Genomic DNA, 25031 nt, shown 5'->3' with positions numbered 1-25031 from the left:
CTGAAACCGCAATGCCAGGTATCGCCCAAGCGATACCTGCGCAATCACTACGACGCGCCCGCGGGCTGCTCAGGGGCCATGGGGGCGCATGGGTGACCAGTGTGTCGGTCCTGGTCTCGCTGCTGGCACTGTTGCCGATAGCGTTTGTCGTCGGGGTGTCCTGGGAGATTGGTTGGGCTCAGATCGTGGCCCTGGTGTTGCGCCCACGGGTCGGCGAATTGCTGGTCAACACCGTGTTGCTGGTGGGACTCACCCTCCCCTTGTGCGTGGCACTGGGCATTGCGTTGGCGTGGCTGACCGAGCGCACCAACCTGCCGGGGCGACGCGCCTGGTCATTATTGGCGGTAGCGCCGCTGGCGGTGCCAGCGTTCGTACACAGTTACGCCTGGGTCAGCCTGGTGCCGTCGATCCATGGGTTGCCAGCCGGCGTACTGGTCTCGGTGATCGCTTACTTTCCGTTCCTGTATTTGCCGATAGCGGCAACGCTACGCCGGCTCGATCCTGCGATTGAGGACGTGGCAGAGTCCCTGGGACTCAAGCCTTGGGCAGTGTTCCTGCGTGTGGTGTTACCACAACTGCGCCTGGCAATCTGCGGTGGCGCGCTTCTGGTCGGCCTGCACTTGCTGGCCGAATATGGGTTGTACGCGATGATTCGGTTTGACACATTCACCACCGCGATCTTCGATCAGTTCAAATCTACCTTTAATGGTCCGGCGGCCAATATGCTGGCGGCGGTGCTGGCATTGTGCTGCCTGGCGATGCTGACGCTGGAATCCGCGGCACGCGGACATGCGCGCTATGCGCGGGTCGGGTCGGGCAGCCCACGGCAACAGCGTATTATGGTGCTGGGCCGTCGCACCACCCTGCTCGCCCTCGGCTTGCAAGGCATCGTCTGCGTGTTGGCCCTGGGCATTCCGCTGATCACCCTGGGCAAATGGTTGCTGGCCGGCGGCCGGGAAGTCTGGCAGTTCAGCGAGTTGTTGCCGGCACTGGAGCAAACCGTGCTGCTGGGAGTTGCCGGGGCGGTGTTGACTACCTGCGCCGCTGTGCCAATAGCCTGGTTGTCGGTTCGTGCGCCTGGGCGTTTGCAACGCATGCTGGAAAGTTGCAACTACATCACCAGCTCGTTGCCCGGTATCGTGGTGGCCTTGGCGCTTGTCACGGTGACCATTCACTTTGCCCGACCGATCTACCAGACCGTCATCACAGTACTGCTTGCCTACCTGTTGATGTTCCTGCCACGTGCACTGGTGAGCCTGCGCGCGGGTATCGCCCAAGCGCCGGTAGAGTTGGAAAATATCGCGCGCAGCCTTGGCCGTTCCCCGGGCCGTGTGTTGTGGCTGATCACCCTGCGCCTGGCCGCACCCTCCGCCGCCGCCGGCGCCGCACTGGTGTTCCTGGCGATCACCAATGAACTGACCGCCACCTTGCTGCTGGCCCCTAACGGTACACGTACCTTGGCCACCGGTTTCTGGGCGATGACCAGCGAGATCGACTACGCCGCCGCAGCGCCCTATGCCTTGATCATGGTCCTGCTTTCCCTGCCCTTGACCGGCATTCTCTACCATCAATCCAAACGCACGGCAGGCCGATGAACACCCTCGAACTTCACGCCATCTGTAAAACCTTCGGCCCCCAGCCTGCCCTCGTGGATGTCTCCTTGTCCGTGCCGGCGGGCAGCCGCACAGTGATTGTCGGGCCCTCTGGCTCCGGCAAAACCACGTTGCTACGGATGATTGCCGGCTTTGAGTTTCCCGACAGCGGCAGCTTGATCCTGGACGGCCAGACGCTGGTCGATGCCACCCATGCCGTGCCCGCCCACCAGCGGCGCATCGGCTACGTGCCCCAGGATGGTGCGCTGTTTCCGCACATGACCGTGGCCGACAATATCGGCTTCGGCCTGGCAAGCAAGGGCGATTCCCGACACGCCCGGATCGCGCAACTGATGGACAGCGTGGCCCTGGACAGCAACATGGCCCAGCGCTGGCCGCACGAACTGTCCGGTGGCCAGCAGCAACGGGTGGCGCTGGCCAGGGCCCTGGCGCAACAACCACGGTTGATGTTGCTGGACGAGCCCTTTTCAGCGCTGGATACCGGGTTGCGCTGCGCCATGCGCAAGATGGTCGCGAGGTTGCTGAGCGACGCGGGCATCACCACGATCCTGGTCACCCATGATCAAAGTGAGGCACTGTCGTTTGCCGACACACTGGCAGTCATGCGAATGGGGCGATTAGTACAATCGGGCCAGCCGATGGACCTGTACCAGTACCCGGTCGATGAACAGACCGCGTCGTTTCTTGGGGATGCCGTGGTGCTGCCCGCTGCCATCGCGGCGGGTTGGGCTTACTGCGAACTGGGGCGGATTCAGGTCAACAGTAACCAGACCTGCGCCACGGCAGCAATCATGCTGCGCCCTGAGCAAATACAGGTCAGCACAACGGTTGTGTCCGACTGTCACGGGGTGGTGACTGAACGGGAATTCGGTGGCAATACCTGCACGCTGACCGTTCTATTGCCATCCAAGCCCTGCCGAGCGATCAAAGTGCATAGCTCTGGCACCCATGCCCCTCCCGCAGGGAGTGAGGTGTATCTCACCACGACGGGGCTCGCTCATGTGCTATCGAGTTGACAACGCTGCGTGATTCGGCAGGCTTGATCGCGGCTCCTCAGTCTCAGCTAAGTTTCATCCCTTACCTTCCTTGCTTCGCCAAACCCAGCGCGAGCAAGGAAGGTAACCCAGATGAACGACACAGCAACCCGTTGGTTGAACAAAGTACCCGAAGTGACCTTGGCATTTTGGGTGATCAAGATTCTCTCCACGACCGTGGGCGAAACCGGCGCTGACTACCTTGCCGTCGATGCCGGTTTGGGCGTCGGCTGGACCAGTATCGGCATGGCCGCACTGCTAGCGCTCGCCTTGTTCTGGCAGATGCGCACCAAGGCCTACACCCCCTGGATTTATTGGCTGACCGTAGTGTTGGTGAGCATCGTGGGTACGCAGATTACCGACATCCTCACCGATAAGCTCGACGTCAGCCTGTACACCAGCACGGCGATTTTCTCGGTACTGCTGGCACTCAACTTTACGGTCTGGTATCGCACGGAGCGCAGCCTTTCAATCCGCGACATCGTTACCCCCCGGCGTGAGTGGTTTTATTGGGCCACGGTGCTGTGCACCTTCGCCCTCGGTACTGCCGCCGGAGACCTGGCCACCGAAGCACTGGGCCTGGGCTTCACGCTGGGCGTTGGAATCTTCGGGGCCTTGATCGCTTTGGCCCTGCTGGCATGGCGTCTGGGCGTCAATGCAGTGCTGACCTTCTGGATTGCCTACATCCTTACCCGACCGTTCGGCGCGTCCCTTGGCGACCTGCTCACGCAAGCCAAGACCTATGGCGGGCTCGGCATGGGGGCCAGTTGGACCAGCGCGCTGTTCCTCTGCGTGATCGTGCTGTTGGTGGCCGTCGCGCAATTCAGTGCGGGTAACCGCAAACCCGCTCATCAATGAATATTCAACAAACCCTACAGGAAATCATCATGCGCCCTTTTCAAAAGCTGATCCGTCCCGTTGCAATCGTCTCCGCCATCTGCGTGCTGGGTATCGCCACCGGATGCTCCAAACCCGTCGACAAACCCACGGCTGCCGGCCCGGCATCCGCTCAACAGCAGGCATCGAAGCTGGGGGACTTATCTGAGTTTCGCAACATCGCACTGGATGTGAAGGCACTCGTCGACAAGAACGACCTGGCAGGTGCCAAGACTCGCATCAAGGACCTCGAAACCAGCTGGGACGCCGCCGAAGCCGGCATCAAGCCTCGGGCCGCGAAGGACTGGCACGTCCTGGACAACGCCATCGATCACGCGCTCTCGGCACTGCGGGAGGCTCAGCCAAACCAGGCCGACTGCAAATCCTCGATGGATGAATTGCTCAAGGCTTTCGATCTGATGAAGGGCTGACACCGGACAAATGCCGGGCCAGGTGCTTCAATACACACGCGGCGACCCCTTCGCCGCGTTTGCTATGGTGCGGAGTGGTACATGCGGATATTGCTGATCGAAGATGACCCGATGATTGGCGATGCGATCCAGCGCGCCCTCAGTGACGCGAGCTACGCCGCAGACTGGATCACCAACGGCGTCAGCGGCTTGGCCGCCCTCGATACCCATCCCTACGACCTGGTACTGCTGGACCTTGGTCTGCCGGGCAAGGACGGCCTCGATGTGCTGGACAGCATCCGCGCGCGCAACATCGCCGTTCCCTTGTTGATCATCACCGCTCGCGACAACCTCGCCGACCGTTTGCGCGGCCTGGACAACGGCGCGGATGACTACCTGCTCAAACCGTTCGATATCTCGGAACTGCTCGCCCGTATACGCGCGGTGTTGCGCCGCAAAGGCGGGAACGCCCTGCCATTGCTAGACAACGGCACGGTATCACTGGACCTGCTCACCAAGCAGGCCAGCACCGAGGAGCATCGTGACGTCGCCCTGTCCAATCGCGAGTTTGCGTTGTTGCAAGCGCTGCTGATACGTCCGGGGGCGATTCTTTCGCGCAGCGAGCTGGAGGACCGCCTGTATGGCTGGGGTAACGAAGTTGAAAGCAACGCGATCGAGTTTCTGATTCATGCCTTGCGGCGCAAGTTGGGCAGCCACGTGATCAAGAATGTAAGGGGCATGGGATGGATGGTTTCAAAAAGCGTCTGAGTGAGTCGGTCCAGCTGCGACTTTCTGTAACGCTGTCACTGGCCATTATTCTTGTGGCGCTGGCGGCTGGCGTGTTTGCCTTCGCCTCAGCCTTCGAAGAAACCCATGAACAGCAAGACGACACGTTACGCCAGGTCGCCATGTTGTTCGACCGCCAGCAGATGACACTACGCTACCCGCAAGGCCCGGCCATCGAGGGGGACGACGAAGAGTCTCGCGTGATTATTCAGCACCTGGGTGACAGCCAGCAGGCCTCGGGCACCACCGACGAAACCCTGCCCTTGCCGTTTCCCAGTAGCCTCGCCAACGGCTTGTCCACGGTTGAGGTCGCAGGCGAAGCCTTTCGTGTGCTGGTGCATACCACTGCGCGTGGCGAACGCATAGCAGTGGCCCAGGAGTCCGACGCTCGGGACAAGGACGCGCGCGAAAGCGCATGGCGCAGTTTGCTGCCGTTCCTGATTTTGTTTCCGGTGCTGTTGCTGGTGGTTGGCGACCTGGTGCGCAAGCTGTTTCGTCCGATTGAAGTGCTGGCGGCCGAGATCGATCAGCGAGGCGAGCAGGAATTGCATCGCATCGATGAGCAGCATCTACCGCTTGAAATACGGCCATTTGTCGTCGCCATCAATCGGTTGCTCACTCGGGTAGCGCACGCCATGGACAGCCAGTTGCGCTTTGTCGCCGATGCCGCTCATGAGTTGCGCTCGCCGATGACGGCCTTGTCCTTACAATCCGATCGGCTAGCGGCCACTGACATGTCGCCCATGACCCGGGAGCGATTTGTACCGTTGTCACGTGGTATCGAGCGCGGTCGAAAGCTGATCGATCAGCTATTGAGCCTGGCCGCGGCGCAGTCGGCGTCAGCGCGGCCCTTGAGCACACTTTCAGTGCATGACGTTTACCGCCAGGTCCTGGAAGATTTACTGCCGCTTGCCGAGCGCAAGCACATCGATATTGGCGTTGAGAGCGCACAGGATGTGCAGGTGGTCTTTAACGAAATAGACCTGTTCACGTTGGTGAAGAACCTGGTGGATAACGCTATTCGCTATACCCCCCATGGCGGGCGTATCGACCTGTCAGTCGTCTTGACGCAAGGCTGGGTCCAACTGCAGGTCAAAGATTCAGGGCCTGGCATTACCCTTGAGGAACAGGCGCGCGTGTTCGACCCGTTCTATCGAAGCTTGGGCACCGATGAGTCTGGCTCCGGGTTGGGCTTGTCGATCGTCAAGGCGATCATCGACCGTACGGGGGCACGTATTCAGCTGGGATGGAGCGATGAAGTTGAGCGACGAGGCCTATGTGTCACGGTCTGGTTAGGACACGAAGGCCTGCGGTTTACAACTTGAATCGGTCAACCGACTGCGACAGCTTCCCTGCCAAACTCGATAACTCATCGGTTGTCGACGCCGTATCTCCAATCACCCGACTGTTACTTTCCGACATCCCCGCAATCCTTTCCACCTGATGAGCAATCTCATTACTGGCCAGGCTCTGCTCACTAATAGTGCGGGAAATATCGTTGACCAACTCAGTGGTACTCAGCGTAGCCTGGAGAATCTCACGAATGGCGCGTTCCACCTCGGCGGTCACTGCCATGCCCTTATCCACCTGGGCAACGCCCTGCTCCATGCTGATCACCGCTTCCCGAGTGTTTTGCTGGATACTCCCGACCATGCTGGCGATCTCCTGGGTTGATGCACTGGTGCGCCCGGCCAGGCTGCGCACTTCATCGGCGACCACCGCAAAGCCGCGCCCTTGTTCGCCCGCGCGGGCAGCTTCAATGGCGGCGTTCAGGGCCAGCAAGTTGGTCTGGTCGGCAATCCCCTTGATCACCTGGATAATGCTGTAGATCGCTTCGGACTCCTTGTCCAGTGTACGGATCACTTGGGCTGACTGTTGGGCCGAACGGGCTATGCCGTCCATGTCGCTGACCACCTGGTGAATGACGCGGCCGCCGTCCTTGGCCAGGGTTTCAGCCTGGCTGGCCATGTCCAGGGCACGTTGGGCGTGGCGGGTGATTTCTTCAATACTGGCGGTCATTTCACTCGCGGCGGCGGCCATGGTGCTGGCGGCGACGCTTTGTTGCTGGCTGCTGCCTGCCACTTCATGGCAACCCTGGCTGAGGCGCTCGCTCATGCCATTGACGCCATGGGCATTGCTACGAACCACTTCGATCATGCCGCGTAAATCCCGCTGCATGGTGGCCAGGCTGCGAATCAGTGCACTGGCTTCGTCCTGATTCTTGGGTTCGACAATCGGCTCGCTCAGGTTGCCATGGGCGATGCTCTGGGCAATACGGCTGGCGGTGCGCAGCGGCCCCATGATACTCAGGGTCACCCACCGTCCTTGCGCCAGCAGCAATAGCAGGCTCGCGCCCAATACGATGGCCAAGGTCCAGTTGGCGTTACTGATGGTTTGGCGGGTACCGGTGCTGGTGAGTTGGGTATTGTTTTCGATCAGTTCGCTCAACGCCGCCATTTGTTCTTCCAACTGGCTGAACGCGGCATTGAAGGTCTGCAGTTCCCCTCGTGCGGCCTCGGGGTTGTCCAGGGCAAGAGCGACAATGCGCTCGCCGGCACTGATGTAGGTATCAAGGCTGGGTTTGATTTTTTCCAGGCTGGCCTTGATCGAGGCTTCCAGCGGCAGCTTGAGGTTTTCCGCCAGCACCTCGCGAAAGTGCTCGGCATGCTCCTTGATCGAGCTGCTGACCTCGGCCGGCGTACTGGTGCTTTTGCCCAGCCCGACCAACATGGCCGACAGCACATCCGCACGCAGCGCGTCGTGCATCATGTCGGCTTCCATGTGGTTGCGCAGCACTGTCATGCTGACGTCGCTGTCCTGCACGGCATTGGCCATCCGGGTATTACCCAGGTAACCGGCCAGGCTCATGACCAAGGCGGTGAGCAACCCCGTCGCAATCAACAGCACCAAGCGTAATTTGATCGTCATAGTGGTACCCCGAGCCAGGACTGCCGGTTGGGAACCCAACCGTTTGAGTGTCGCTGCTAGCTGTATCGGCAGCTGTTGCTTGTTAGTGAAGCCTAAGTTTGCGGATCTGCGCGGTTCCCTTAAGCTGACCGTCCGTTGCTCTGCCTGGATCTGCCAAATGCCCCAACGTATCGCCCGCCTCGCCCTGTTGCTGGGCTTGATCACCGCCGTCGGCCCGTTTGCCATCGACATCTACCTGCCAGCGCTGCCCACCCTGGGCGCCAGCCTCCAGGCCTCGCCGGCGGCGGTGCAGATGAGTTTGACGGTGTTCTTCATGATTATCGGCGTGTGCCAGTTGTTCTATGGCCCCCTCAGCGATGTGTTCGGGCGTAAACCACCGATTTACGCGGGCCTGGTGATCTTTGCCATTGGCAGCGTCGGCTGCGCGCTGGCACCGACCATTGAAGTGTTGATCGGCTTTCGTGCGGTGCAGGCGTTCGGTGCCTGTGCGGGGATGGTGATCCCACGGGCGATTGTCCGCGACCTGTACACCGGCCATGAAGCGGCGCGTCTTATGGCTTTGTTGATGCTGGTGATGAGTGTTTCACCGATCCTCGCGCCTTTGGCTGGTAGCCTGGTGATTTCGATCTGGAGCTGGCGCGAAGTGTTTGCCGTTTTAGCAGTGGTGGCCGTGCTGTGCCTGGTGATGACCGCCGTACAACTGCCAGAAACCCACCCGGCCGAGCGCCGCCTGGGCAAGACCCTGGGCCAGGCGTTCGGCAGTTATGGCGCCCTGCTCCGCGACCCGGTCTTCACGGGGTTGTCGGTGGTGTGCGGGTTTGGTCTGGCCACTTTCTTCGTGTTCATCGGCAGCGCGCCTTTCGTGTATATCGAGTTTTTTGGCCTGACACCCACCCAGTTCAGCCTGTGCTTTGCCCTCAACGCAGCTTCGTTTTTTGCCATGAGCCAACTGACCGCACGCCTCAGCGCCCGCTTTGGCCTGGCGCCGTTGATTCGCTGGTCGGTGGTGGGCGTGGCGGCGGTCATGAGCTTGCTGGCGGCGACTACGCTGTGGGGTGACAGCCTGGCCTTGATGATGGGGCTGCTGTTTATCGGTTTTGGCTTTCTTGGCCTGCTATTGCCGGCGGCCGGGGTGTTGTCGCTGGAAGATCACGGTGCAGTGGCCGGTTCTGCGTCTGCACTGCTGGGCGCGATCCAGATGGTCACGGCGGCTGTGGCGATGACCTTGGTGGGTGTGTTTGCCGACCATACACCGGCGCCGATGTTGATCGGCATTGCGCTGTGTGCGCTGGCCGCGATGTTGACCACGTGGTGGACCTTGCGACGTTTGCCTGCCCACTTGGCTTCAAGCGCTCCGCCCTCCTCCTGAGCATGGTTGCAGCCGACGGTAACCACGATGCGAAGCGAGCCGCTCTTGATCTGCTTGTGATCTTGATCTTAGGCGCCCCGTTAAACCACGCTGGCCGAACGCAGGCTTGAATTCGTGGGTAACCCGGCAGGACGCCGGGTTAGCCGTCCTGGGCCAAGGATGGCCCATGACGGCGGCCCACGGATTCAAGCCGGAGTGAGGGCACACCGAGCCCAAGCGAGGTGCCGAGTGGTGGGGCAAGAGCGTTTTGCTTACTTTTGCGCTTCTCAAAAGTGAGACGCCGTCAGGGCGTAACCCTAGGTGGCCGTTACCTAAATAACGGATATGTACTCGGTGTGAGCCAACATCCCGGCCGGCTGTCAGGCCGCCTTCGCGAGCAAGCCCGCTCCCACAGTTGGATCGCGGGGTGTCAGATAGATAGGTGTCGGCTGGGAGGCCGCCATCGCAGGCAAGCCAGCTCCCACATTTGGATCGAGGTGTCGCCGCCGCCTATAAATCAAACCTGTCCACCGCTCGCCGCCGCTCATTGTCGTCACGCACGTCATAGCTGGCAGTGGTCTGGATGTTGGTGTGATGCGCCAGCTTCTGCGCAATCGACAAATCATGCTCCTCGATCACCCGCGTGATAAACGAACGACGGAAATCATGGGGCATGATCTTGACGCCCACCTGATCACCACGCTGGCGCGCGATGTAGTAAATCGCATGCTTTGTGATGCGCTCCCGGGTGATATGGCTGCCTCGACGGATGCGGTTGAACAGGAAGCTGTCGTCCTGCTCGCCATCCTTGAGCTGCTCGCGACGAAACGCCAGCCAGGCCTGCAGTTTGGCAAACGCCCAGTCCGGCGCGTACTTGACCAGTTCTTTGTTGCCCTTGCCGATCACGCGCAAGCTGCGCTCGTCAAAGTTGATCTGTGCCAGGTCCAGGTTCACCGACTCCGACTTGCGCATGCCCGAGCCATATAACAGGCCGATCACTGCGGCATCCCGCAGGCCCTGGGGCCGAGGGTCGGCGGCGCAGACGTCGAGCATCTCGCGGATCAAGGTGCGGCGCAGGTTGCGACCCTGGCCCAGGCGCGTGCCGGGTGTGGCCTTGACCGAGCGCATCTTCAACAGGTGGTCCTGGCTGATCAAGCTCATGCGCCACGCCTCATTCATCACCCCGCGCACCGCATTCACATACAGCGATGAGGTGTTCGGCGCAAAGCCGTCCTCGCGCAAGGCAGCCACCAGCGCGATAACGTGTTCGGGCTGCAGCAGGTGCCAGTCAATCTCTTCGAGGTTGAGGTCTTCGAAACCCAGGCGGTCGGCGGCATCCTGCAACACGTAGCGCATGGTCAGTTGGCTGGAAGGCGCCAGGCGGGTGAGATAAAGGGTCAGCGGGTTGCAAATGGACTCGGTCAAGGTAGATCAGCCTTTGGATTAAATAAATCGACCAACACTTTGATTAATCGATGTATTTAGTGGATTGGCGAAGGCCGAGTCTAACCCAGGAGCGGCCCTGGCACAAAATCACGGGGCGGTGTCGTCGTCCTCGGTGGCGGCCTGGGGCTGGGCCTGGGACTGGCTCCAGTCGGCGTCCTGTTGCTGCATCAGCGCGAACCACTGCTGGCGCATAAAGGCGAGGTAACTGTCCGGCGCCTTGGCAAAGTCCTTCTCGTCGCCATAGCAGCCTGGCAGTGGCAGTTCGGTGCCCTGCTCCTTGTACTGGCTCACCAACGCTTGCTGCGCCGCGACGCTGCAGTCAGTGGGCAGTGGCATGCCACGCAAGGCGCCAGCGTCCTCATCCCACCAACTGGCGCCCACGCGGTCGAGGCCCCGCAGACGATACTTCTCGGACTTGCCGACATGCATGATCAGCTTGAATTCGTTGGGGCTGACGTCACTGGTGCAGGCCCGCGAATAACCGACCGTAGCCTGGGTATTGCCGTCGCCCAGCAGGTCGGTGACCTTGGTGGCAGCCCGGTCAAAACGCAGCCCGGCGTCGAACTCGCAGTGCTGCACATCGTCATACAGCATCCACACGCGCTTGGGGCGTTCGCCACCCAGCACGTATTGCGCTGCGTAGACAAAGGCCGATTGGGTACCATCGTCATCGCGCTCGCCGACCTGCTCGGCGAGTACCAACAGGTTTTTGCCTTGGCGGTCATCCCACGTGTAAGCCGCAACCTGCTTGCCGCGCACTTCCACGCCCTCTGGCACCTGGTCCAGTGGCGTCAAGGCGACGCCCTGGTCGGCGCGCACGTGGGTGACACAGGCCACCGCCATCAACAATCCCATCAGCGCGGGCCGCAACTGGCCGCGTAAAAGCTGCACGCTATTCATCCGAGTACCCTGGCAAGAGAGGGCTTACTTTACCGGCACTTGAGCGCCAATGCAGAGAAGATTGTTGAAGGGCACGCATTGGCCTGATCACGTCGCTCAGATTGAACCAAGCACCCTGCATAGCGTTGCGAATCGCCCCCTGACATCGACATGTAACGCCTTGATTACTTAGCTGAACCCTAGCTGTCTACCTGGCAAATAAACGAGTTTTTCATCCTGCTTTCATATTCGTTGCACATTTTTGCGCTTAACCTTGTCGTCATTACTTCAGAGCAATCCGTGGATTATCGACTAACCTATTGAAAACGCGTCATCTTTAGCGCCGTTTTGTAACTCGCGGCCTGTAGTCTCGCCCAATAAACGCTGATGTTTTCACGCTTAGAATTGCTTTAGCCCGAGGTCATGAATCTTTGAAACCCTACCCTATTCATTGCGTGTCGGTCGTTATCCCGGTCTACAACGAACAAGAAAGCCTGCCTGAATTGCTGCGTCGCACCACGGCCGCCTGCAAGCAATTGGCTTACGAATACGAAATCATCCTGGTGGATGACGGTAGCCGCGATAATTCGGCCCAACTGCTCGAAGACGCCGCCGCCGAAGACGGCAGCAACGTGGTGGCGGTGATCCTTAACCGCAACTACGGCCAGCACGCGGCGATCATGGCCGGCTTCGAACAGTGCCGTGGCGAAGTGGTGATTACCCTTGATGCCGACCTGCAGAACCCGCCGGAAGAAATCCCGCGCCTGGTCGAGCAAGCCGCCCTGGGCTACGACGTGGTTGCCACCGTGCGCAATAACCGCCAGGACTCGGCCTTCCGCCGCTGGCCGTCGCGTTTGATCAACCTCGCCGTGCAACGTTCTACCGGCGTGGCCATGACCGACTACGGCTGCATGTTGCGTGCCTACCGCCGCACCATCGTCGACGCCATGCTCGCCTGCCGTGAGCGCAGCACATTCATCCCGATCCTGGCCAACGGCTTTGCCCGCCACACCACGGAAATCCTGGTGCACCACGCCGAACGTGAACATGGCGAATCCAAATACAGCGCCATGCGCCTGATCAGCCTGATGTTCGACCTGCTGACCTGCATGACCACCACGCCCTTGCGCCTGCTGTCCATCGTCGGTTTCAGCCTGGCGGCGCTGGGCGTGCTGTTTGCTTTTGCCCTGATCGTCATGCGCCTGGCGTTCGGCGCCGACTGGGCTGGTGATGGCCTGTTCGTGCTGTTTGCGGTGCTGTTCGTGTTCACCGGTGGTCAGTTCATCGGCATGGGCCTGCTGGGCGAATACCTGGGCCGCATGTACAGCGATGTACGCGCCCGCCCACGCTTCTTTATTGAAAAAGTGCTGCGCAACCAACCGGCAGCACCGGCTCCAGTCGTCGTGGTTGACGGCCTGGTGTCTTCCCATACGTCTACTTCTTCGGATCAGGTCCAGTCATGAGTTCAAAAGCTGTTGTATTCGCCTACCACGATATTGGCTGCGCAGGCATTGAAGCGCTGCTCAGCGCCGGTTACGACATTGCCGCCGTGTTCACCCATGCCGATGACCCCAAGGAAAACAACTTCTACGGTTCCGTCGCCCAACTCTGCGCACGCAACGGCATCCCGGTACATGCTCCGGAAGACGCCAACCACCCGCTGTGGATCGAACGCATTGCCAAGCTGAGCCCGGAATACATCTTCTCGTTCTACTACCGCAACCTGCTGAGCGAACCGCTGTTGGCCACCGCCCGCAAAGGCGCGTTCAACCTGCACGGCTCGTTGCTGCCTAAATACCGTGGCCGCGCCCCGGCTAACTGGGTGCTGGTCAACGGCGAAACCGAAACCGGCGTGACCCTGCATCGCATGGTCAAGCGTGCCGATGCGGGCGCTATCCTGGCCCAGCAAAAAGTCATCATCGAGCGCAGCGATACCGGCCTGAGCCTGCACGCCAAGCTGCGTGATGCGGCCGCTGCCCTGCTGCGCGATGCCTTGCCACAGTTGGCCCAGGGCAAGCTGAGCGAAACCGCCCAGGAAGAGAGCAAAGCCACCTATTTCGGTCGTCGCACCGCCGTCGATGGCAAGCTGGACTGGAAAAAGCCCGCCGAGCAACTGTTCAACCTGGTACGTGCCGTGACCCAGCCGTACCCGGGCGCCTTCTGCGCCGTGGGCGAGCACAAGCTGATCGTGTGGCAAGCCGACGTGGTCAAGGGCAACGAAGGTCTGGCGCCTGGCCGTGTGATTAGCGTCAACCCGCTGCGCATTGCCTGTGGTGAAGATTCCCTGGTGGTCAAGTTCGGCCAGCGCAACGAAAACGGCCTGTACCTGGCGGGCCCGTCCCTGGCCGATGAACTGGGCCTGGTGGATGGCTCTGTACTGCGCGGCGCCGAGTCGGGTCGCAAGCCGCGCCGCACTCGCGTGCTGATTCTGGGCGTCAACGGTTTTATCGGTAACCACCTGTCCGAGCGCCTGCTGCGTGACGACCGCTACGAAGTCTACGGCCTGGACATCGGCTCCGACGCCATCGAGCGCCTGCGCAGCCACCCCAATTTCCATTATGTGGAAGGCGATATCAGCATCCACACCGAGTGGATCGAATACCACATCAAGAAATGCGACGTGGTGCTGCCGCTGGTGGCCATCGCCACGCCGATCGAATACACCCGTAACCCGTTGCGCGTGTTCGAACTGGACTTCGAAGAAAACCTCAAGCTGGTGCGCTACTGCGTCAAGTACAACAAGCGCGTGATTTTCCCGTCGACCTCCGAAGTCTATGGCATGTGCCAAGACCAGTACTTCGACGAAGACACCTCCAACCTGGTGGTGGGCCCGGTCAACAAGCAGCGCTGGATCTACTCCGTCTCCAAACAACTGCTGGACCGCGTGATCTGGGCCTACGGCGACAAGGGCCTGAAGTTCACCCTGTTCCGTCCGTTCAACTGGATGGGCCCGCGCCTGGACCGCCTGGACTCGGCACGTATCGGCAGCTCCCGCGCCATTACCCAACTGATCCTGAACCTGGTGGAAGGCACGCCGATCCGTCTGTTCGACGGTGGTGAGCAGAAGCGTTGCTTCACCGACATTGCCGACGGCATCGAAGCCCTGGCGCGCATCATTGATAACGACAATGGCGTGTGCGACGGCCAGATCATCAACATCGGCAACCCCGAAAACGAAGCCAGCATCCGCCAGTTGGGCGAAGAGCTGCTGCGTCAGTTCGAGGCCCACCCGCTGCGCCACAACTTCCCGCCGTTCGCCGGTTTCCGCGACGTCGAGAGCAAGGCGTTCTACGGCACGGGCTACCAGGACGTGGCGCACCGCAAGCCGAGCATCGAAAACGCCAAGCGCCTGCTGAACTGGGAGCCGAGCGTAGATATGAGCGAAACCATCGGCAACACCCTGGATTTCTTCCTGCGTGAAGCCATGCTTGAAATTGCGGATAAAAAGTAATGCAGGCAGGTCTTCGCATCGACGTCGACACCTACCGCGGCACCCGTGAAGGTGTGCCACGGTTGCTCGACTCCCTGGCCGAAGCCGGGGTCAAAGCGACGTTCTTCTTCAGTGTCGGGCCGGACAACATGGGGCGCCACTTGTGGCGCCTGATCCGTCCGCAGTTTTTGTGGAAGATGCTGCGTTCCAACGCTGCCGGCCTGTATGGCTGGGATATTTTGCTGGCCGGCACTGCCTGGCCAGGCAAGCCGATTGGCCGCGACCTGGGGCATTTGATGCGCCAGGCCAAGGCCGCCGGGCATGAAGTCGGCCTGCACGCCTGGGACCACCATGGCTGGCAGGCCAACACCGGGCGTTGGAGCGAGGCACAGCTGGTCGAGCAGATTCGACGCGGCGTAGACACCTTGAGCGACATCCTCGGCGAGCGCATCGACTGTTCAGCGGCCGCCGGCTGGCGTGCCGATGAGCGCGTGGTGCAAGCCAAGCAAGGCTTCAACTTTCGCTACAACAGCGATTGCCGGGGCAGCAGCCTGTTTCGACCAACCTTGGCCGATGGCAGTGCGGGCACCCCACAAATTCCGGTAGACCTGCCGACCTTCGACGAAGTCGTCGGGCCGGTGGTGGCTGCCAACGATTTCAACCGCTTCATTCTCGACCGCTTCAGCGCGTCGAAGCTGAACGTCTATACGATCCACGCAGAAGTAGAAGGGATTCTGATGGCCAATGATTTTCGCCAGTTGCTCGCCCAGGCAGGGCAGCGCGGCATCGATTTCAAACCCCTGGGCGACCTGTTGCCTGCGGATGTGACCACCCTGCCCCAGCAACAGCTGGTACGCGGCGCCTTGAGCGGCCGCGAGGGTTGGCTGGGAGTGCAGCAGGCATGATCCGCCGCTGGGCGTTGCCCCTGCTCCTGTTGGCGTTCGGTGTGTTTTACCTGTTACCGCTGGCGACCCACGGGCTGTGGATTCCCGATGAAACCCGCTACGCGCAGATCAGCCAGGAAATGCTGCTGACCGGCAAGTGGGCGTCGCCTCACTTCATGGGTATTCGCTACTTCGAAAAACCTGTCGCGGGCTACTGGATGATCGCGCTGGGCCAGGCGGTCTTCGGCCAGAACCTGTTCGGCGTGCGGTTTGCCTCGGCGTTGAGCACCGGGTTAAGCATTCTGCTGGTGTATCTGGTATCCCGCCGGTTGTGGAACGACCCGCAAAAGAGCCTGGTCAGCAGCGTGCTGTACATGAGTTTCGTCAGCGTGGCGATGCTGGGCGGCTACGCCAACCTGGACCCTCAATTCACGTTCTGGGTCAACCTGACAGGCGTTGCCTTGTGGTTCTGCTTCGACAGCACTACACGCCGTGCTCGGCTTTGGTCCTGGGCCCTGTTGGGCCTTGCCTGCGGCATGGGCTTCATGACCAAGGGTTTTTTGGCGTGGTTGTTACCGGTATTGATCGCCCTGCCCTACGCCCTCTGGCAAAAGCGCTCGGGTGAATTGTTCAAATTCGGCCCTGTGGCGGTCGTTATGGCGATCCTTGTCAGCCTGCCATGGGCATTGGCTGTTCACCTGCAGGAGCCGGATTACTGGCACTTCTTCTTCTGGCATGAGCATATCCAGCGCTTTGCCGGTGAAGACGCGCAGCATGCCGAACCCTTCTGGTATTACCTGCCGTTGCTGGTAGCGTTCGCGCTGCCCTGGGTTGCGCTGCTGCCGTCGACGGTGAAAAAGGCCTGGGTGGACAAGCGTCTGCCGAGAACCGCGTTCCTGCTACTGTGGCTGTTGATGCCGCTGGCGTTCTTCAGCCTGGCCAAAGGCAAACTCCCCTCTTACATCATGCCGTGCCTGTTGCCCCTGGCCTTGCTGATGGGTTCGACCCTGAGCGACAAACTCGCCCAGGGCCAGGGCCGTGTGCTGCGCCTCAACGGCTGGTTGAACCTGGTGATCGGCGTGCTTGCCCTGGTGGCGCTGACCTGGGTCCAGTTGAAGAAACCGGTGTATGAGCACGGTGAGGAAACCCTCAGCCTGGTGTTGGTATTCATCTGCCTGTTCGGGTGGGTGCTGGCCAATCTGTTGCAAGCGGCGCGCCCGTTGCGATTCTGGGCCGCACCGCTGATCGGCAGCGGCTTGCTGGTTGCCTTGGCACCAGCGGCGTTGCCCCACTCGGTGGTTTATAACAAGACCCCAGACCAGTTCATCATCGATCACCTGCAGGAACTGCGTTCGACCACCGCATTGCTTAGCAATGACCTGGGCGCTGCATCGGCCTTGTCGTGGCAGTTGGCGCGTGCGGACGTCACGCTTTACAACACGATCGGTGAAGTGAAGTACGGCCTCGCCTACCCGGACACCGCGCATCGCAAAGTTGACCTTAACCAGGTCCAGCAATGGATGACTGATGCGCGCAAGCAAGGCGCCGTGGGTGTCGTGATGCGAGTCAAGGGTGACGACGAAGTGGCCGAAGTCGAGCTGCTGCCCAAAGACGGCAAGCGCTACGAGCAAGGCAATATCGTGATCCTGATCTTCGCCAAGGTCGCGCAATGATCACCCTGCTTCTGTTACTCACGGCCTGCCTGCTCACCTGCATGGGCCAGGTCTCGCAAAAGTTCGCCGTGGAAAGCTGGCGTCAGTTGCCCGAGGGTTGGGCGCTGAAATTGCGTTCACCGTGGTTGTGGTCGGCGCTGATATGCCTGGGCCTGGGCCTGCTGGTGTGGCTGTTGGTCCTGCAGCGCCTGGAAGTCGGCGTCGCCTACCCCATGCTCAGCCTGAACTTTGTATTGGTCACGTTGGTAGCGCGCTTTGTCTTCCACGAACACATCGATGGCCGCCACTGGCTGGGCGTGGTGCTGGTCATTGCCGGTGTTGTGCTGTTGGGGCGCCAGGTATGAGCCGCACGCACGGTTTCGCCCTGGCCCTGGGCAGTGTCGGCCTGGTCAGCGCTGCCCAACTGGGCATGCGCTGGAGCATGACGCGCCTGCCATTGCCGGCTGAATGGCTCAGTGCCTTGAGTACCGGCAGCATCGACCTCAGCGCCCTGGGCGTGGTGATCCTGGCGATCATCGCCTATGCACTCTCAATGCTCTGCTGGCTCGGCGCGCTGAAACACTTGCCGCTCGGGCGCGCCTACTCATTGCTCAGCATCAGCTACGCGCTGGTGTACCTGCTGGCCGCCAGCCTGCCGGCGTTCAACGAAGATTTTTCGCTTTCAAAAACCCTAGGGGTGGCCTTGGTCATCCTCGGCGTACTGGTTATCAACTCTCGTCGTGCTAGCACCTCAAGTCCCAGGAATACCCCATGAAAATCAGTGTATTTGGTAGTGGTTACGTTGGTCTGGTCCAGGCCACTGTATTAGCCGAAGTCGGTCATGATGTCATTTGCATGGACGTTGACAAGCACAAGGTCGAGTCGCTGCAGAAAGGTCACGTGACTATCTTTGAGCCGGGCTTGGCAGCCATGGTCAAGGAAAACCTGGAAAGCGGGCGCCTGCACTTTACCCACGACGAAAAACTCGCCGTCGAGCACGGTGAAGTGCTGTTTATTGCCGTGGGCACACCGTCGGATGAAGACGGCTCGGCCGATCTGAAATACGTGCTGTCGGTGGGTGACGCCGTGTCCCGTCACCGCGTGGAGCCGGTGATTCTGGTGGAAAAATCCACCGTGCCGGTCGGCACCGGGGATACCTTGCGTGCCCATATCGAAAAAAGCCTGCATATCGCCGGCCGCCACCTGGAGTTCGATATCGTCTCCAACCCGGAATTCCTCAAGGAAGGCTCCGCCGTTGCCGACTGCCGCCGCCCGGATCGCATCATTATCGGCTGCGAACGTGAAGAAGTGCGCGACGTGATGCGCGACCTGTACGCGCCGTTCAACCGCAACCACGACCGCATCATTTTCATGGACCTGCGTAGCGCCGAACTGACCAAGTATGCGGCCAACTGCATGCTGGCCACCAAGATCAGCTTCATCAACCAGATCGCCGAGCTGGCCGAACACCTGGGCGCCGACATCGAAGCCGTGCGCTTGGGGATTGGTGCCGATTCGCGCATTGGCTACCACTTTATCTACCCAGGCTGCGGCTACGGCGGCTCGTGCTTCCCCAAAGACATGCGCGCGCTGATCCACAGCGCCAAGCAAGCCAATTGTTCCAGCGACCTGCTGGAGGCCGTTGAAGCCATCAACCAGCGGCAGAAAAGCAAACTTTTCGAACGCATCAATGCCTTCTTCAAGGGCGACCTGAAGGGCAAGACCTTCGCCTTGTGGGGCCTGGCCTTCAAGCCCAACACCGATGACATGCGTGACGCCCCCAGCCGCGTGCTGATGGAAGCCCTGTGGGCCGCTGGCGCCAATGTGCGCGCCTTCGACCCCGAAGCCATGCAGGAAACCCAGCGCATCTACGGCGACGACCCCCGGCTGATGCTGATGGGCACCCCGGAATCCACCTTGGGCGGCGCCGATGCGTTGATCGTGTGCACCGAGTGGCAGCAATTCAAGGCCCCGGACTTCGACCTGATCCATGACCGCCTGAAAACCCCGGTGATCTTCGACGGCCGTAACCTGTACGACGGCGAACGCCTGACACGCAAAGGCTTCAAGTACTTCCCCATCGGCCGTGGCGACTCCTGCGAGTTACCGATCCCCCAGCAAAACTGGGTGGAACAGGTCAAGGACGCTTGCTAGGTGAACATCGCCGTCCCGTTTCAGCAAAGCGCAACGATCCGCCGCCAATCGCTGGGGCTTGGGCTCTTGGCGCTGCTGCTATTCATCGTCGGCAACTGGCACCAGGCGACCATCGGCTTTGATTCGCGCTTCGTGCTGTTTGCCCAGGAAATGCTGCGCCATGGGCCAAGTTTCTTCCCCACGACCTATGGCCAGCCGTATGCCGATTATCTGGCAACGTCGACCCTGCTGACGTGGCTGCTGTCGGTGTCCTTGGGCCAGGTCACCAGCCTGACGGCGTGGCTGCCCACGGCGCTCGCGTCGGCGCTGATTGTGGTGCTGGTCTATCGCCTCACTGCGCCCTACTCGCCGCGTTGGGGCCTGTTGAGCATTGCGATGTTGCTGCTCAGCAGTACCTTCGTCAGCGAAACCCGCGCAGTCTCCCTCGATCAGATGCTCGCCGCGGTGGCATTGGCGGTGTTCTACCTGGGCTATGCCCATGACCATTTCGCCGCAGCCAAGCGCCTGCATTGGGTGTTTTTGCTGTTGCTGGTGGGGTTTGCCATCCGTGGCCCGATCGGCCTGGTGATCCCTACGGGCGTGTTGTGCAGCTACTACCTGATCAACCGCCAGTGGCGCCTGTTGTTCAGCTTCGGCCTGCTGGCACTGGCGCTGCTGGCGGCGTGCGTCGGCCTGCTGCTGCTGCTGGCCAAGCTCAGCGGCGGCGAAGACTTCATGCATGACGTGATTCGCATGCAGTTCATGGGGCGCATGGATGGCAGCGAAGGCTCCGGCGGCGTGCTGTATTACTTCACCAGCTCCCTGGGCAACTACGCCTTGGCCTATCCAATCGCGTTGTTGGTGCTGCTGGCGGTGCTGATGGGCGGTCGACGTGCGCCGGACCCGGCATTGAAGCTGGTGCTCTGTTGCGCGGCAGCCGGTGTGCTGGTGATGGTGGGCCTGTCGGTGCCCCAAGCCAAGAAAGCGCGTTATATCCTGCCGATGTTGCCGATGGCCGCGATCATTGCCGCGTATCCCTTCCAGGTCACGCAAGGGCGACTGTTCGCCTGGCTGCGCGCCTTGATGCTGGGCATCTGGACGTTGTTGCCGGCGCTGTTGGCAATTGGCCTGGTGGTGGCGCGGCGGCGCTACCCGCAACCGCTGGCCGACCTTGAGCTGATCTTCATCGTGCTTGGCATGCTGCAGGTGTTGGCGCTGCTGGGGTTGTTCCGAGCGCGGCTGCGCAGCTACGGCCCCGCCTTGGCCGCCGTACTCGCCCTCTGGACCACCTACATCATGGTGGTTGAACCCCTGGAACGTCAGCTTTACGACACCCGCACCTTCAGCCTCGCCGTCAAGGCGCACGTTCAGCAGCAACCGGCGCCGCTGGTATTGCACGCACTGGGCAAAGACGCGAAAGCCATCAAGTTCATGGTCAACTTCGATTGCGACAAGGTCCCGCTGTTTACCCAGTTGCCCGCCGATTTGAAACCGGTGCAGGCGCCGGCGTGGTTGGTCATGAGCCAGGCCGACTTCCAAGCGCTGGAGGATCCGCGCCTGCGTTCAATCACGCCGACGCTTACCGCAGAGTTCGACAAAAACCCCTATGTGTTGCTGCATTTGGAAAAAGCCTCGACGCCTTGAGTGCTTTTCCGGCTGCACTGTAAGAAAGAACGCCCACTCCCTCCACGAGTGGGCGACTTTCATCATAGGTACCAAGAAAATACCTACATTTGTTTGCGTAATGGCTGGTGCACTTTCCCTTCCGGTGCTCGGAGCCCAACTGTAGACTCGCTGCCACGTGCACTCACTATCTACCACCCGACCGTCAGGACCAACCTGTAACGCTTGGGTCAGGGCACTTCACAACAACAAGGACGTTGTAGGCTGCCCGCGCGCGATGGCTTACTTCATTGAGAGGACAATGCCGTGCGAGATGACCTGTTAACCGTACCTTTACCCAGGCTGGATCGTTTGATGGCGTTGCGTGACGCACTGGTGGCGTTGAAGGGGCCGTTGGCCGACGATCCCAGGCTGCGCGAAGACCTGCAAGAGCGCCTGTTCAACGAAGAAACCCATAGTCGCGTGCTGGGCAAGATCAACCCGACTGCATCCGTGTCCACCGGGCAGATAACCTGTGGCGAGGCTGGTTAACTGCATTTATGTTGCATTTAACCCTCATTAATATGCAGTGGTGCCATCTGATCAAGCGCGGCACACTGCGCAGGTTCCTTCCCCCAATGTTGGAACCTTCAAAGGGCTGTTCCGGGAAACCAGGCAGGCCTTTTTTTTCGCCCGCCGTTTATGGACCGTCTTTCAATGCTCGCTCGCTGGTTACCCGCTGCAATCAACACCCGTCCCGCCGAATGGAGCCGTGCAGCCATCGGCATGGCCCTGGGCACGCTATTGAGTGTCTGGGCTTGTGCCCAAGTATTCGGCATGGAGGTGGCCCTGCACCTGCTCGGGCCCCTTGGTGCTTCGGCAGTATTGTTGTTTGCCGTGTCATCGGGCGCGTTGGCCCAACCCTGGTCGATCATCGGCAGTTACCTGTGTGCAGGCGTCGTGGCGCTGCTGGTCGCCCGCGTCCTGGGGCGCACTTTGGGCAGCGCGTGCCTGGCGGCGGGCATGACGGTGATCCTCATCTGCTGGCTACGCTGCCTGCACCCGCCGGCCGGCGGCTTGGCCATGACCCTGGTGCTGGCCGATCCGGCATCCGTCGCCCTCGGCTGGTACGAACTGGCGCCGGTGATGCTCGGCGCTGGCGCCCTGCTCGCCTGCGCGCTGGCCTATAACAATGCCACGCGCACGCGTTATCCCAAGGGGCTTGCCGAGCCTGCCCCGGTTATCCTGGGCACTGCCACCGCCGTCAGCGAGCCGAGCATCACGGCAGCCGACCTCAAGCGGGCGCTGGCCGAGATGGAGCAGTTCTACGACGTCGAACCGACAGAGCTGGAGCAGCTGATCCACGCCGCCGAGGGCCATGCCAGGCGTCGCAGTATCGGCGAGGTTCTGGCGAGCCGGGTGGTTTGACCGGCACTGCATAAATGCAACAACGACCTGCAGGATTTCGGGTTGTACGGAGCAAATTTGCACTGGTACGATCACGAGAGAGTTCACCCGCGAACATCTTGATAAAGACAATAAAAGCAGGGAGTTAGAGATGACTGCTCAGGTTTCATCCCAAGCAAGCCAAGCCGAGGTCCAGCAGGACGCTGTCCTGGCAAACGTGCGCAACCATATCGGCCACCTCACCCTCAACCGTCCCGCCGGCCTGAACGCCATCACCCTGGACATGGTCCGCCAGTTGGCCGCGCACTTGCAGGACTGGGCCGACGACCCCGAGGTCTACGCCGTGGTACTGCGCGGCGCCGGTGAGAAAGCCTTTTGCGCTGGCGGCGACATCCGTTCGCTGTACGACAGCTTCAAGCAAGGCGACACCCTGCACCAGGATTTCTTCGTCGAGGAATATGCCCTCGACCTGGCCATTCACCACTACCGTAAACCCGTACTGGCGTTGATGGACGGCTTCGTCCTCGGCGGTGGCATGGGCCTGGTGCAAGGCGCCGACCTACGTGTGGTCACCGAACGCAGCCGCCTGGCAATGCCGGAAGTGGCCATCGGGTACTTCCCGGATGTGGGCGGCAGCTATTTTCTCTCGCGTATTCCTGGCGAACTGGGCACCTACCTCGGGGTGACCGGGATGCAGATCCGTGCGGCGGATGCCTTGTATTGCGGGTTGGCAGACTGGTACATCGACAGCGCCAAGCTGGTTGAGCTGGACCAGAAACTCGACGGCCTGCAATGGCACGACTCGCCGCTCAAGGACTTGCAAGGCGTACTCGCCAAGCTCGCCGTGCAGCAATTGCCCGACGCCCCGTTGGCGGCCTTGCGCCCGGCCATTGACCATTTCTTCGGGTTGCCGGACGTGCCGAGCATCGTCGAGCAACTGCAACAAGTCACCGTGGCCGATAGCCATGACTGGGCGTTGACCACCGCCAACCTCATGCACACCCGCTCGCCCCTGGCCATGGCCGTGACCCTGGAGATGCTGCGCCGTGGCCGCCATTTGCCACTGGAACAGTGCTTTGCCCTCGAACTGCACCTGGACCGCCAGTGGTTCGAACGCGGCGACCTGATCGAAGGGGTTCGCGCCCTGATCATCGACAAGGACAAGACGCCGAAGTGGAACCCACCCACCCTCCATGCGCTGGATGCCAGCCATGTCGAGAGCTTCTTCCGCGACTTCGTGCAGATTGGGAAATAAGCCATGCAAGATCTTGAATACACTGAAGAACAAGTGATGATCCGCGACATGGCGCGGGATTTTGCCCGTGGCGAAATCGCGCCCCATGCCCAAGCGTGGGAGAAAGCCGGCTGGATCGACGACGCCCTGGTGGCGAAGATGGGCGAGCTGGGCCTGCTGGGCATGGTGGTACCGGAAGAATGGGGCGGCACCTATGTCGATTACGTCGCCTACGCCCTGGCCGTGGAGGAAATCTCCGCCGGTGACGCTGCGACGGGTGCGCTGATGAGTATCCATAATTCAGTGGGTTGCGGGCCGATCCTCAACTACGGCACAACCGAACAGAAACACACTTGGCTGGCCGAACTCGCCAGTGGCCAGGCCATCGGTTGCTTCTGCCTGACCGAACCCCAGGCCGGTTCCGAAGCCCATAACCTGCGCACCCGTGCCGAGTTGCGTGACGGCCAATGGGTCATCAATGGCGCCAAGCAGTTTGTCAGCAACGGCAAGCGTGCCAAATTGGCCATCGTGTTCGCCGTCACCGACCCGGAGCTGGGCAAAAAAGGTATTTCGGCGTTCCTGGTGCCCACCGCTACCCCAGGTTTCGTGGTCGACCGCACCGAGCACAAGATGGGCATTCGTGCGTCAGACACCTGCGCCGTCACGCTCAACCAATGCAAGGTTCCCGAAGCCAACCTGCTGGGTGAGCGCGGCAAAGGCCTGGCCATCGCCCTCTCCAACCTGGAAGGCGGACGCATCGGCATCGCCGCCCAGGCCCTGGGCATTGCCCGCGCCGCGTTTGAAGCCGCGCTGGCCTACGCCCGTGATCGGGTGCAGTTCGACAAGGCAATCATCGAACACCAGAGCGTGGCCAACCTGCTGGCCGACATGCAAACCCAACTCAACGCTGCGCGCCTGCTGATCCTCCACGCCGCACGCCTGCGCACCGCCGGTAAACCCTGCTTATCCGAAGCCTCCCAAGCCAAGCTGTTCGCCTCGGAAATGGCCGAACGGGTCTGCTCCAAGGCAATGCAGATCCATGGTGGTTATGGGTACCTGGAGGACTACCCGGTGGAGCGTTACTACCGGGATGCACGGATCACGCAGATTTACGAAGGCACCAGCGAGATTCAACGGATGGTGATTGCCAGGGAGTTGAAAAACTACCAGCTCTAACGGACACCCCACAAAACCCTGTGGGAGCTGGCTTGAACTGCGATGCAGACACCTCGGTACATCAGGGTACCGATCAACGGTAACCACGATGCGAAGCGAGCCGCTCTTGCTCTTGCTCTTGATCTGCTTGTGATCTTGATCTCAAGCGCCCCGTTAAACCACGCTGGCCGAACGCAGGCTTGAATTCGTGGGT

Annotated in this window: 22 protein-coding genes and 1 pseudogene; 19 read left to right on the top strand and 4 right to left on the bottom strand. The window is 60.9% G+C overall.

Annotated elements, in window-relative coordinates:
- The first annotated feature begins 11 nt into the window (after nt 1-11).
- The 6 genes from DK871_RS18090 (at nt 12) to DK871_RS18065 (ending at nt 6044) form a co-directional block, all read left to right on the top strand.
- Nucleotides 12-1595, top strand: a complete 1584-nt coding sequence (locus DK871_RS18090) for an iron ABC transporter permease (protein ID WP_161906182.1) — start codon at nt 12-14, stop codon at nt 1593-1595.
- Nucleotides 1592-2629 (top strand): ABC transporter ATP-binding protein, encoded by a 1038-nt coding sequence (locus DK871_RS18085; RefSeq protein WP_161906152.1) that lies wholly within the window; start codon nt 1592-1594, stop codon nt 2627-2629. The genes DK871_RS18090 and DK871_RS18085 overlap by 4 nt, the downstream gene beginning before the upstream one ends.
- A 111-nt stretch (nt 2630-2740) precedes the next feature.
- The gene (locus tag DK871_RS18080) at nt 2741-3505 is read left to right on the top strand and encodes a hypothetical protein (RefSeq protein WP_161906151.1); all 765 of its coding nucleotides are present in this window, start codon (nt 2741-2743) and stop codon (nt 3503-3505) included.
- A 29-nt stretch (nt 3506-3534) separates the two neighbouring features.
- Nucleotides 3535-3954, top strand: a complete 420-nt coding sequence (locus DK871_RS18075) for a hypothetical protein (protein WP_161906150.1) — start codon at nt 3535-3537, stop codon at nt 3952-3954.
- A gap of 81 nt (nt 3955-4035) precedes the next feature.
- The gene (locus tag DK871_RS18070) at nt 4036-4701 is read left to right on the top strand and encodes a response regulator transcription factor (protein ID WP_161906149.1); all 666 of its coding nucleotides are present in this window, start codon (nt 4036-4038) and stop codon (nt 4699-4701) included.
- The gene (locus tag DK871_RS18065; protein ID WP_161906148.1) at nt 4677-6044 is read left to right on the top strand and encodes an ATP-binding protein; all 1368 of its coding nucleotides are present in this window, start codon (nt 4677-4679) and stop codon (nt 6042-6044) included. The genes DK871_RS18070 and DK871_RS18065 overlap by 25 nt, the downstream gene beginning before the upstream one ends.
- Here the strand turns inward: DK871_RS18065 and DK871_RS29735 are convergent.
- Nucleotides 6034-6759 (bottom strand): methyl-accepting chemotaxis protein, encoded by a 726-nt coding sequence (locus tag DK871_RS29735; RefSeq protein WP_375139745.1) that lies wholly within the window; start codon nt 6757-6759, stop codon nt 6034-6036. The two genes, DK871_RS18065 and DK871_RS29735, sit on opposite strands and share 11 nt — an antisense overlap.
- A gap of 132 nt (nt 6760-6891) precedes the next feature.
- Nucleotides 6892-7647, bottom strand: a pseudogene (locus DK871_RS29730) (MCP four helix bundle domain-containing protein); the annotation flags it as partial.
- A gap of 157 nt (nt 7648-7804) precedes the next feature.
- Between DK871_RS29730 and DK871_RS18055 the strand changes: the two are divergent.
- Nucleotides 7805-9016: a multidrug effflux MFS transporter gene (locus DK871_RS18055; protein ID WP_161906146.1), complete on the top strand. Its 1212-nt coding sequence runs from the start codon at nt 7805-7807 to the stop codon at nt 9014-9016.
- 489 nt (nt 9017-9505) lie between these two features.
- Here the strand turns inward: DK871_RS18055 and xerC are convergent, their stop codons facing one another.
- Nucleotides 9506-10420, bottom strand: coding sequence for a tyrosine recombinase XerC (gene xerC / locus DK871_RS18050; protein ID WP_161906145.1), 915 nt, complete (start codon nt 10418-10420; stop codon nt 9506-9508).
- Between the two features lie 108 nt (nt 10421-10528).
- Nucleotides 10529-11341, bottom strand: coding sequence for a M949_RS01915 family surface polysaccharide biosynthesis protein (locus DK871_RS18045; protein WP_161906143.1), 813 nt, complete (start codon nt 11339-11341; stop codon nt 10529-10531).
- Nucleotides 11342-11751: 410 nt separating this feature from the next.
- Here DK871_RS18045 and arnC point away from each other — a divergent pair, with 410 nt between their 5' ends.
- From arnC to DK871_RS17985, 12 genes are all read left to right on the top strand, one after another.
- Nucleotides 11752-12783 carry an undecaprenyl-phosphate 4-deoxy-4-formamido-L-arabinose transferase gene (arnC, locus tag DK871_RS18040; RefSeq protein WP_161906141.1) on the top strand — a complete coding sequence of 344 codons (1032 nt, stop codon included), beginning with the start codon at nt 11752-11754 and terminating at the stop codon, nt 12781-12783.
- On the top strand, nt 12780-14771 hold the full coding sequence (gene arnA / locus DK871_RS18035; protein ID WP_161906139.1) for a bifunctional UDP-4-amino-4-deoxy-L-arabinose formyltransferase/UDP-glucuronic acid oxidase ArnA: 1992 nt from the start codon (nt 12780-12782) through the stop codon (nt 14769-14771). Before arnC ends, arnA begins: the two co-directional genes overlap by 4 nt.
- A complete protein-coding gene (gene arnD, locus DK871_RS18030; protein ID WP_161906137.1) occupies nt 14771-15655 on the top strand; it encodes a 4-deoxy-4-formamido-L-arabinose-phosphoundecaprenol deformylase in 885 nt (294 codons plus the stop codon). The genes arnA and arnD overlap by 1 nt, the downstream gene beginning before the upstream one ends.
- Nucleotides 15652-17307 (top strand): lipid IV(A) 4-amino-4-deoxy-L-arabinosyltransferase, encoded by a 1656-nt coding sequence (gene arnT, locus DK871_RS18025; protein WP_161906135.1) that lies wholly within the window; start codon nt 15652-15654, stop codon nt 17305-17307. Before arnD ends, arnT begins: the two co-directional genes overlap by 4 nt.
- Entirely contained in the window at nt 17304-17651 is a 348-nt protein-coding gene (gene arnE, locus DK871_RS18020) for a 4-amino-4-deoxy-L-arabinose-phosphoundecaprenol flippase subunit ArnE (protein WP_161906134.1), read from the top strand. Before arnT ends, arnE begins: the two co-directional genes overlap by 4 nt.
- Nucleotides 17648-18061 (top strand): 4-amino-4-deoxy-L-arabinose-phosphoundecaprenol flippase subunit ArnF, encoded by a 414-nt coding sequence (gene arnF / locus DK871_RS18015; RefSeq protein WP_161906132.1) that lies wholly within the window; start codon nt 17648-17650, stop codon nt 18059-18061. Before arnE ends, arnF begins: the two co-directional genes overlap by 4 nt.
- Nucleotides 18058-19440: a UDP-glucose/GDP-mannose dehydrogenase family protein gene (locus tag DK871_RS18010; protein WP_161906130.1), complete on the top strand. Its 1383-nt coding sequence runs from the start codon at nt 18058-18060 to the stop codon at nt 19438-19440. Before arnF ends, DK871_RS18010 begins: the two co-directional genes overlap by 4 nt.
- A complete protein-coding gene (locus DK871_RS18005) occupies nt 19441-21063 on the top strand; it encodes a glycosyltransferase family 39 protein (protein WP_161906128.1) in 1623 nt (540 codons plus the stop codon).
- 321 nt (nt 21064-21384) lie between these two features.
- Nucleotides 21385-21573, top strand: a complete 189-nt coding sequence (locus DK871_RS18000; protein ID WP_256677490.1) for a type VI secretion system contractile sheath small subunit — start codon at nt 21385-21387, stop codon at nt 21571-21573.
- A 165-nt stretch (nt 21574-21738) separates the two neighbouring features.
- On the top strand, nt 21739-22449 hold the full coding sequence (locus DK871_RS17995; protein ID WP_161906124.1) for an HPP family protein: 711 nt from the start codon (nt 21739-21741) through the stop codon (nt 22447-22449).
- Between the two features lie 130 nt (nt 22450-22579).
- Nucleotides 22580-23683 (top strand): enoyl-CoA hydratase/isomerase family protein, encoded by a 1104-nt coding sequence (locus DK871_RS17990; RefSeq protein ID WP_161906123.1) that lies wholly within the window; start codon nt 22580-22582, stop codon nt 23681-23683.
- 3 nt (nt 23684-23686) lie between these two features.
- Nucleotides 23687-24838 (top strand): acyl-CoA dehydrogenase family protein, encoded by a 1152-nt coding sequence (locus DK871_RS17985; RefSeq protein ID WP_161906122.1) that lies wholly within the window; start codon nt 23687-23689, stop codon nt 24836-24838.
- Nucleotides 24839-25031: the final 193 nt, after the last annotated feature.

The organism is Pseudomonas sp. L13, from assembly GCF_009935965.1.
In the GTDB taxonomy this organism is placed as follows: Bacteria; Pseudomonadota; Gammaproteobacteria; order Pseudomonadales; family Pseudomonadaceae; genus Aquipseudomonas; species Aquipseudomonas lactis.
Note: the sequence above shows the minus strand (reverse complement) of the source record. Positions and strands in the feature narration are given on the sequence as shown.